The sequence below is a fragment of the Streptomyces rimosus genome (genome assembly GCF_008704655.1).
Lineage (GTDB): Bacteria > Actinomycetota > Actinomycetes > Streptomycetales > Streptomycetaceae > Streptomyces > Streptomyces rimosus.
Window position 1 is genome coordinate 4990731 of sequence record NZ_CP023688.1, and the last position, 9270, is coordinate 5000000.

A 9270-nucleotide genomic window follows, 5' to 3' on the forward strand; every position below is an offset into this window, starting at 1 on the left:
GCCGCCGGGCAGGTCACTTGCACGTGATCTGCGACTGCGCCCAGTCACCCAGGAACATCACGGTGTTGGGCGAGGCGGGCTCGACGACCAGCCGCACCGTCTTGTGGCCGGTCAGCGGCACGTGCACGGGGACGGCCGGCCGGCCGCCGCGCATCACTCCCGACCGCCAGAGCCGCTGGCCGTCCGCGTACACGGAAAAGCGCAGCACACCCAGGCCGAGCCCCAGATCGTCCACGCCCGCGTAGGCGTCGTACGCCGTGCACTGCCGGTGCAGATCGATGGTCACGGAGGACGGCGCGTGCACGGTCACGCCGTGCCGGTACTTCTTGCCGCCGACGCGCAGCCCCTGCCGCTGCCACAGCCAGCTGCTGTCCGCCATGCGCACCTCGGGCTTCGTGCCGTCGCCCACGAGGTCCCACGTCAACTCGTTGATCTGGTACGGAGACGGGGCGGGTGCCGGCGGGGTCGGGGTCGGCCTCGGCCGCGGTGGGTGCGTGGGCGGCCGGGACGGCGGGGCCGACTGCGGCGGCTCGGGCGCCGGTGCGGGCGAGGACTGCGACGGGGACGGGGAGGGGGTCGGTGTGGGGCGGGGCGTGGACGAAGCGCCGGGGGTCGGCTTCGAGTACGAGGTGGCGGGCGTCGGGGTCGGTTGCTCCGGCGTGCGCTCCGGCGGCTGTGACGCGGACGGTTGCGGAGCGAGTGAGGCCGCCCCCGGCTGCTTGGCCTGCGTACGCGGCTCGGGCTGCGAATCGCCGATCAGCGCCAGCGCGAGCGCGGCGCCCGCCACGATCAACACCCCCGCACCGATCGCCACCTTCGCGGGCGCCCCGAGCCCCTCACCCACCGCGGCACCGACCCCACCCGCACCACCGGCCCCGCCGGCACCCGCCCCGGCAGCTCCACCGGCTCCCGCAGCTCCTCCCGCTCCCGCGGCAGCACCCGCCCCACCGGCCCCGGCACTCGCCCCCACCCCACCGGCCGCCGCGGCCGCACCGGCCCCCGCCACCGCGCCCGCCCCACCGAGCCCCACCACCGCCGCGGCCCCCTTGACCGCGTATCCGGCGGCGAACCAGCCGATGACCGCGACGGGCAGCACGAGGCGGATGTGCTCGTTGACGTCCGCGACCTCCAGGGCCGCCGTACGGCAACGGGCACAGTCCTCCAGGTGCTTGCGCAGCCCGCGCTCGGCCCGCATCCGCAGCCCGCCGCGGGCGTACGCGCCGAGCCGGTCGGCGTACCGCGCGCAGTCGCCCTCAGAAGTCAGCGCGCGGTTGACGTGCGCCTGAAGGTACGCCTGCTTCAGACCCTCGCGGGCGCGGTGGGCCAGTACGGCGGTGGCGTTCGCCGACAGGCCGAGCAGCGGCGCGACCTCGCTCGGCGACTCGTCCTCGATCGTGGTGTGCCACAGCACGGTCTGGTAGTGCTCCGGCAGGCTGCGGAACGCCCGTACGGCCATGGTCTGCTCGGCGTCGTGCATGGCGCGCACGTCCGCGCCGAGGTCGAGTGTGTCGTCGTCCAGCGACGCACCGGCCGCCGACACCGCGAACACCGCGAAGTCCTCGACCAGGTGCTCGCGCTTCGCCGTCCTTCCCCAGGTGGCGGCCACCCGGCGGACGGTGGTCAGCAGGTAGGCGCGTACGGCCGTGTCCGGGCCGGCGCCGCCGCGCACCGCCTGGAGGGTGCGGGCGAAGACCTCGCCGGTCAGGTCGTCGGCGGTGTGGGCGTCGCGGCAGCAGGTGCGCGCGTAGCGCCGGACCGCGCCGGCGTGACGGCGGTACAACTCCTCGTACGCGCTGTCGTCGCCGCCGCGCATGAGGGCGACCAGCTCGCTGTCCGAGGGCAGCGGGCCGGGCGGCTCGGCGGCGGTGTCCGGGGACTGCGGGGGAGGCGCGGCCGCTTCGGCAGGGCGCGGCGCCTCTTTGCGGCCCGGTTTACGGTGGGCGCCCCGGCCCTTCGCTCCCCGCGCGCCCTCCGGCTCGCCCGCTCCGGGCTTCGAGCCGTCCGCGGTACGGCCGTACGGGCCGCCAGCCGCGCGGTCGGCGCGCTCACGCTGTGCAGGAACGCTTCGTTCGGCCGGTCCGGGGCGGTGGTCGTCCGCGGCCCGGTCGTGGCGGTCGTGCTCGTCGCCCTCGGCATGCGCCCCGTAGGGACGTTTCTGCCCGGGGACTTGAGAGGCCCGTGATCCGGCGGCTGCGCCGGCGCCGGCCGGACCGGCCTCGCCGTCGCGCCGTTCGTTCCGCCCGTCCACACCCATCGCCGAGGCCCCCGAACACGCCGTCACTGCGGTAATACCGCGTCAGCGTGCCATACAGCGGCCCGTGGCTCGTCCGGTGAGCACACCAACCACTCGTCCGGGGCGAGTTCCCCACCGCGAGCACTGAAGGTCACTCGTCCGGGGAATACTTCTTCGGCCCGTACCCGACCGATGCGTTTCGGACGTGACCGGCTCCGATTCGGACCCGACCGGTTCGGCCCGTGCCCGATGGGCGGATGATCAACGTGCCCGGCCGTACGGCCCGGTCGGCCACCGCGTGCTCATGTGGCTGACCGGACCGTTTTCACCCGGATGAACGTCTCGCCTCACCCTGCGGGGCGCGAGCGCAGCCCCTCCAGAAGGATCTCCAGCAGGCGGGCCGAGGCGGCCTGCTGCTGGGCCGGGTCCGGCAGGGACGGCGCGCCCGTGGCGATGACGAGCAGTACGTCGGCGACCGTCACGTCCGCCCGCAGCTCGCCCGCCGCGCGGGCCCGTTCGACGAGCTGCCCGACGACCTCCAGCAGCGCCTGGGCGCCGCCGTCCGCCGCGGTCCCGCCGGACGGAGCGGCCGGTGCCTCCAGCGTGCTGGTGGCGGCCGCGCCGCGCGTGGAGACGCCGTTCGCAGCGGCGCTCGTGATCCCGTTGGGGACCGTCGCCGGAGCGTCCGAGGACTCGGCCTCGGGCGCGCCGCGCTGCGCGACCACGCGGAACTCCGCGGACGCGCCCGACGGAAGGTCCGCCGGCACCGCTGCCCCGTCGCCCGGGGCCGCCGCGCCGGTACCGCCGTCGGCGTGGACACCCGGCCGGCCGTCCGATCCGTACGCCGAACGCTGCTGCGGCACCCGCGGCTCACCGGCCTCGGGTCCGCCGGACGCGTCCGTGCTCACCCGCAATATGCTCGGCGGCAGCAGCCGGCCCGCGCCGGAGGCGACGGAGGTCCGCAGGAAGCGCGACAGCGCCGACCACGGGTCGTCCTCCTGGCCGAGGGCCGTACGCGCCTGTTCGGTCAGCCGCGAGGTCTCCTCCTCGGCTATTCGCCTGACCAGTACGTCCTTGCTCGGGAAGCGCCGGTAGACGGTCCCCACCCCGACGCGGGCGCGCCGCGCCACGTCCTCCATGGGCGCGCCGTACCCCAGCTCGCCGAAGACCTCGCGCGCGGCGCGCAGGACGTGTTCGAGATTGCGCTGCGCGTCGACGCGCAGCGGTGTGCTCCGGCCGCCGGCTGCGGAGTGCGTGGTGCCGTTACCCCTGGTCTCGGAAGTGGGTGCGGCGGCAGATACGGCAGTCGGCCATTGAGAGCCCTGAATGTGCATAGATGATCCCCCGGTAATGACGTCTCCCCCCGGAGACTCCCCGCCCTGACTGCTGGGGTGACGACGTGACGACGAGAGGTTGCACCCCAACGAGGTACGAACATAGTTGAGCCCAGGTCAAGAATGAAGGGGGCAGTTCCGCACAGTCCGTGCACCGATCGGAGTACGGACCCGATCCGCCCCGATTCCGCACCCTCGCACCGTCCGCCACCCGCCACCTGACCTGCGCTCCTGCGAAGGACGGCGCGGAATCCGGGGCTCCGGGCGACCGCACGGAACCGGTCATACATTTCGCCGAGGCTGTGGACAAAGTCCGGCCGCCGGTGCGTCATGGAACAGTGCTGTGTTCTTCCGGGAACACAGTGTCTGGTGGTGGCAAGCCGGTCGGCCGGCGGAGGCAACCCGCGCGGCCGGCCTTTCGATGTCGCGAGGAGAACCTCTGTGAAGGAACCGGCGCGCATTCTCGTTGTCGGCGGTGGCTACGTGGGGATGTACACGGCCCTGTGCCTCCAGCGGAAACTGAGGCAGGAACTTCGGCGGGCCGCCGTCGAGGTGGTCGTGGTGGACCCCGATCCGTACATGACTTATCAGCCGTTCCTGCCGGAGGCCGCGGCCGGCTCCATTTCGCCCCGGCACGTCGTCGTACCGCTGCGCCGGGTGCTGCCGCACTGCAAGGTCGTCGTCGGCGAGGTGATTGCGCTCGACCACAGCGCGCGCTGCGCCACGGTCGAGACACCGGCCACCAAGGAGGACGGCACGGGCGGTCTCCAACTGCCCTACGACGAACTGGTGCTGGCGCCCGGTTCGGTGTCCCGGACGCTTCCGGTGCCGGGCCTGGCCGAGGGCGGTATCGGATTCAAGACCGTCGAAGAGGCCATCGGCCTGCGCAACCACGTCCTGGAGCAGTTGGACATCGCTTCCTCCACCCGCGACCCCGCGATCCGCGACGCCGCCCTGACTTTTGTCTTCGTCGGCGGCGGCTACGCGGGCGTGGAGGCTCTCGCGGAGCTGGAGGACATGGCGCGTTATGCCGCCCGCTACTACCACAACGTCGAGCCCGCGGACATGAAATGGATTCTGGTCGAGGCGACCGGCCGCATCCTGCCCGAGGTGGGTCCGGTGATGGGGCAGTACGCGGTACGGGAGCTGCGCGCCCGCAATATCGACGTACGGCTGGAGACGCGGCTGGAGTCGTACGAGAAACGTGTCGCCGTCCTGAGTGACGGGGCGCGCTTTCCGGCCCGCACGCTCGTGTGGACCGCGGGCGTCAAACCGCACCCGATCATCGCCGCGTCCGGCCTGCCGCGCACCGAACGCGGACGGCTCAGGTGTACCGCCGCCCTCCGGATCGAGGGCGTCGAACACGCCTGGTCGGCGGGCGACGCGGCGGCGGTGCCGGACCTGACGGCGGAGGGGCCGGCCAAGCCGGACGAGCCGCGCAGGGAGTGCGCGCCCAACGCCCAGCACGCCGTGCGGCAGGCGCGGGTGCTGGCCGACAACGTCGCGGCGGTGCTGCGCGGTGAGCCGGTTGTGGACTACGCGCACAAGTACGCCGGGTCGGTCGCCTCGCTCGGGCTGCACAAGGGAGTCGCGCACGTCTACGGGCGGCAGCTGAAGGGATATCCGGCGTGGTTCATGCACCGCGTGTACCACCTGAGCCGGGTGCCGACCTTCAACCGGAAGGCGCGGGTGCTCGCCGAGTGGACGCTCGCCGGACTGTTCAAGCGGGAAATCGTTTCTCTGGGCTCACTGGAACATCCGCGCGCCGAGTTCGAGCTCGCGGCGGGCACCGGGCGGCACCACGAAGCGAGCTGACGGCGCGTCGGGAGCGGCCGCCGGGCGTGCCGGGTCGCGTGCGCGCCGCCGGACGGCCGGTCGCGCCGCCATCTGTACGGGCCGCACGGGCCGGTCCTACGACCCGCCGTTCCCATTTCCCGTTCGTACGACGCGCCGAAGCCGGATCACCCGGTCGTACGACCTCCCGGCCCGGTCAACGCGGTGCGCGCCGGTGCCCGCACCGCCTGCCGGACCCCCTCCCGTACGGGGCCGCGGCGGGCGGACGGCGGGGTCCCGACCCGCCCGGCACCCGGAGCCAGGAACTCCACCTGGCGCCTCCGGCGTCTGACGGATGTCAGTCCGGTCGGCCACACTGGACGTGTGACCATGGGTGGGCTCGTATTCGCGAAGAGTGACAATCACGAGGATTCTGGACGTTTGCTGCAATCCGTCAGAGGGCGCCGCGGGTGCCCCCAGCCGACACCGCTCCCCGCGTCCGCCGGGTGGGGCTCCCACCGGCGCGGCCGCGGACGGTCCCCCCGAATCGACGGCCCGATCCCGCGCGACGACGCGAAGTAAGAGGTACACCTCCGTGAACTTCACGCGCTGGAGCGCCCGTCTCCCCGGCACACAGCGGCGCGGCGCCGCGCGGCCCGACCGTGCCGCGGCCGCGCCGTCCGGGCCCGCCGCCCCGTCCGCGGGCGGCCCGCCGGGCGCGGGCCACGGCGCCGTTCCCGCCGCCCGCGCCGAGCGCTCCGGCCCCGGCGCGGACGGCGACGGCGCGCCCGGCCAGGACCACACCCCCAGCGTGGACGCGCTGTCCGTCCACGACATCCTCGGCAAGGTCCCGGCCCTGGTGGCGGTCGTGTACGGACCCGAGCACCGCATCGCGTACGTCAACGGGGCCTACGCCACCGTCTTCGGCCCCCGCCCGCCCGGCGCCACCGCGCGCGAGGCCCTGCCCGAACTGGACGCGCTCGGCCTGCTGCCGCTGATGGACCAGGTGCTGCGCAGCGGCCGGCCCCGTACGGTCAAGGCCCGCCGGGTGCCCGGCGGCGCGGGCGCCGACCAGTCCCGCGACGGGTACTACACGTTCACCTGCACGCCCATCGAGGTCGCGGCCAGCGGCCCGGCGCCCGACCCCGAGGTCGCCTGTGTGGCGCCGCACAAGGGCGTGCTCGTCTTCGGCGCGGACGTCACCGACCAGGTCGAGTCCACGGAACGGCTGCGCGCCGCAGAGGCACGCCAGCGCGCGGCGGCCGTGACGCTCCAGCGTTCACTGCTGCCCCAGGAGTTGGAGCAGCCGGACGATCTGCGGGTGGCCGCGACGTACCAGCCGGGCGGCACGGACGCCGCGGTCGGCGGCGACTGGTACGACGTCATCACCCTCGGCGCGGGGCGTACGGCCCTGGTCATCGGCGACGTCATGGGCCGGGGCGTGCGCGCCGCGGCGGTCATGGGCCAGCTGCGTACCGCGGTCCGCGCGTACGCCCGCCTCGACCTGCCGCCCCATGAGGTGCTCCAGTTGCTGGACGGGCTGGCCGCCGAGATCGACGCCAGCCAGATCGCCACCTGCGTCTACGCGGTCCACGACCCCAACGAGGGCCGCCTGGTGTACGCCTCGGCCGGCCACCTTCCCATCCTGGTGCGCGACGCCGAGGGCACGGTCCACCGCGCCGCCGAGCCGACCGGCCCGCCGCTGGGCACCGGCGGCTGGCTGCACACCTCCGGCAGCGTCCCGCTGGGCCCCGGTTCGGCCGCCGTCCTCTATACGGACGGTCTGGTCGAGCGCCGTGACAAGGACATCGACCACGGCGTGGAGGCCCTGGAGCGGGCGTTCGCGGGCGCGACCGGAGCGCCGGACATCATCTGCGACCGCCTGCTGCGCGCGCTCGGCATCTCCACGGACCACGACGACGACGTGGCTGTCCTGGTCCTCCAGCACCCGGCCCGCACGGGCCACGACGCCGAGCTGTTCCACAACGCCGCCCTCGAACTGCACGGCGGTACGGAAGCGGCGCCCCGCGCCCGTGCCTTCGCCTCCGGCGTGCTCGCTTCCTGGCGCTTCTCCCCGGAGCTGCACGACCTCGGCGTCCTGGCCGCCAGCGAACTGGTCGCCAACTCGCTCCAGCACGGCACCCCGCCGATGCGGCTGCGGCTGCGCCGTACGGACCGCCGACTGATCGTCGAGGTGACCGACGGCGACGACCACCTGCCGCGGCGGCGCCGGGCCGAGCCCGTGGACGAGGCGGGCCGCGGCATCTCGATCATCGCGACGATCGCGTCGGCGTGGGGCTCCCGGCGGACGCCTGGGGGCGGCAAGGCCGTGTGGTGCGAGTTCGCGCTGCCGCGGGAGTCGGGGGAGTAGGGGGCGGGGGACGAGCGGTACGGACGGTACGAGTGCGCGTGACGGAAGGGCCGGGCCCTGCCTGGAGCGGCAGGGCCCGGCCCTCGTATTCACGGCTTACGCCACTGCTGTCGCTTCGCGGTTCACGCCACCGCTGTCACGGACTCGCGTCGCGGCGCCGCGACGTCGGCCGGGGCGTCCGCCTCCACGTCCGTGCCGGCCGGGGCCTCCGGCGTGAAGGCCCGGACGTGCGGGTTGTCCTGCGCCGGGGTCAGCATCCGGCCCAGCCGCAGGGCCAGCACCGTGACGCCGACGGTGCAGAGCACCAGCATCCCGATGTACGGGGCGGACATCCCGTGGCCCACCATGAGCGCGCCCACCGCCGGGCCGACCGCCAGCGCCAGCTGCTTCACCAGGGCGAAGACCGAGTTGTACTGGCCCACCATCGAGGCCGGCGCCAGGTCCGCCACCAGCGGGGCGACCGTCGGCGAGAGCATCGACTCCCCTATACCGAACAGGGCGTAGGTGGAGATCAGCAAAGTGGTGGCGACCGCGTGGGCACCGTGCACCAGGCCGGACAGTCCCGCAGCGAGCCACGCCACGGTCCAGATCAGTCCGACCACGGCCATCACCCGGCTGCGCCGCCGCCGCTCGACCAGCTTCAGCACGACGAACTGGGCCGCCACGATGGCCGCGGTGTTGGCGGCCAGCGCGATGCCGAGCGTGGACGGTGAGATCCGCGTGACCTCGGTGGCGTACGCCGCGAGGCCCGACTCGAACTGTCCGTAGCAGGCGAAGAACAGCACGAAGCCCAGCAGGCACAGCCACATCATCCGGCGGTCGGCGAACAGCGCGCGCCAGGCGCCCTTGGCCCGTGCCTCGCTCGGCACCGGGTCCGCCACCCGCGGCGACCGCGGCAGCCGTACGGTGGCCACCGCCGCGCCCAGGACCAGGAACATCACGGCCTCGATCGCGAACAGCCGCACAAAGCTGCCGGGCGCCGTCTCGTCCACCAGCAGGCCGCCTATCAGGCCGCCGATGCCCAGACCGAGGTTGTTCAGGAAGAACTGGGTGGCGAAAGCACGCGAGCGGGTGACCGTCGTCGAGCACCACACGATCATCGTCGCCAGGGCCGGCTGGATCACCGCGATACCGGCGCCGAGCGCGATCGCCGAGGCGATGACCAGGGGCTCGGTGGTGGACAGGCCCAGACCGAGCGACCCGACGGCGGCGGTGACGGCACCCACGACGGCCACCGGCAGCGGACCCCGCCGGTCGATCGCCCGACCGGTCAGGGGCAGCACGACGAGCGCGGCGACGGCGAGCATCGCGAGCACGACACCGGCCGTACTCGCGCCCAGGTCTCGCACCTTCGCCACATAGACGTAGAGATACGGAACCGTGAAGCCGTTGCCGAACGCGCTCAGCGCGTTGCCCAGCTGGATCCGGCGCAGCGCGGCGCCCATCGCGGTGGTCACACTCACCTACCTAGGTCAGATCGAAGGGGACTGGACAGTCACACCCTGAAGACTTCAAAGCTAAAGTTCGAAGCTAAAGAGTACATGCCGAAGGACTTCAAC

At 73.6% G+C, this 9270-nt stretch carries 5 protein-coding genes; 2 read left to right on the plus strand and 3 right to left on the minus strand.

Annotated elements, in window-relative coordinates; genetic code table 11:
• Positions 1-13 precede the first annotated feature (13 nt).
• Both CP984_RS21220 and CP984_RS21225 read right to left on the minus strand, forming a co-directional pair.
• Positions 14-2254 carry a sigma-70 family RNA polymerase sigma factor gene (locus tag CP984_RS21220; protein ID WP_078575654.1) on the minus strand — a complete coding sequence of 747 codons (2241 nt, stop codon included), beginning with the start codon at positions 2252-2254 and terminating at the stop codon, positions 14-16.
• Between the two features lie 326 nt (positions 2255-2580).
• Positions 2581-3567: a TetR/AcrR family transcriptional regulator gene (locus tag CP984_RS21225; RefSeq protein WP_003987189.1), complete on the minus strand. Its 987-nt coding sequence runs from the start codon at positions 3565-3567 to the stop codon at positions 2581-2583.
• A gap of 489 nt (positions 3568-4056) precedes the next feature.
• On the opposite strand from CP984_RS21225, the gene CP984_RS21230 reads away from it, so the two are divergent.
• Both CP984_RS21230 and CP984_RS21235 read left to right on the plus strand, forming a co-directional pair.
• Positions 4057-5382 carry an NAD(P)/FAD-dependent oxidoreductase gene (locus CP984_RS21230; protein WP_202480138.1) on the plus strand — a complete coding sequence of 442 codons (1326 nt, stop codon included), beginning with the start codon at positions 4057-4059 and terminating at the stop codon, positions 5380-5382.
• Between the two features lie 553 nt (positions 5383-5935).
• Positions 5936-7711 (plus strand): SpoIIE family protein phosphatase, encoded by a 1776-nt coding sequence (locus CP984_RS21235; protein ID WP_030185777.1) that lies wholly within the window; start codon positions 5936-5938, stop codon positions 7709-7711.
• A gap of 122 nt (positions 7712-7833) precedes the next feature.
• On the opposite strand, the gene CP984_RS21240 is transcribed toward CP984_RS21235, so the two are convergent.
• The gene (locus CP984_RS21240) at positions 7834-9168 is read right to left on the minus strand and encodes an MFS transporter (protein WP_003987306.1); all 1335 of its coding nucleotides are present in this window, start codon (positions 9166-9168) and stop codon (positions 7834-7836) included.
• Positions 9169-9270 lie beyond the last annotated feature (102 nt).

Coding starts and splice junctions, on each gene's coding strand:
- CP984_RS21220 (WP_078575654.1), bottom strand. CDS start 2,254: ATGGGTGTGGACGGGCGGAACGAACGGCGCGACGGCGAGGCCGGTCCG.
- CP984_RS21225 (WP_003987189.1), bottom strand. CDS start 3,567: ATGCACATTCAGGGCTCTCAATGGCCGACTGCCGTATCTGCCGCCGCA.
- CP984_RS21230 (WP_202480138.1), top strand. CDS start 4,057: ATGTACACGGCCCTGTGCCTCCAGCGGAAACTGAGGCAGGAACTTCGG.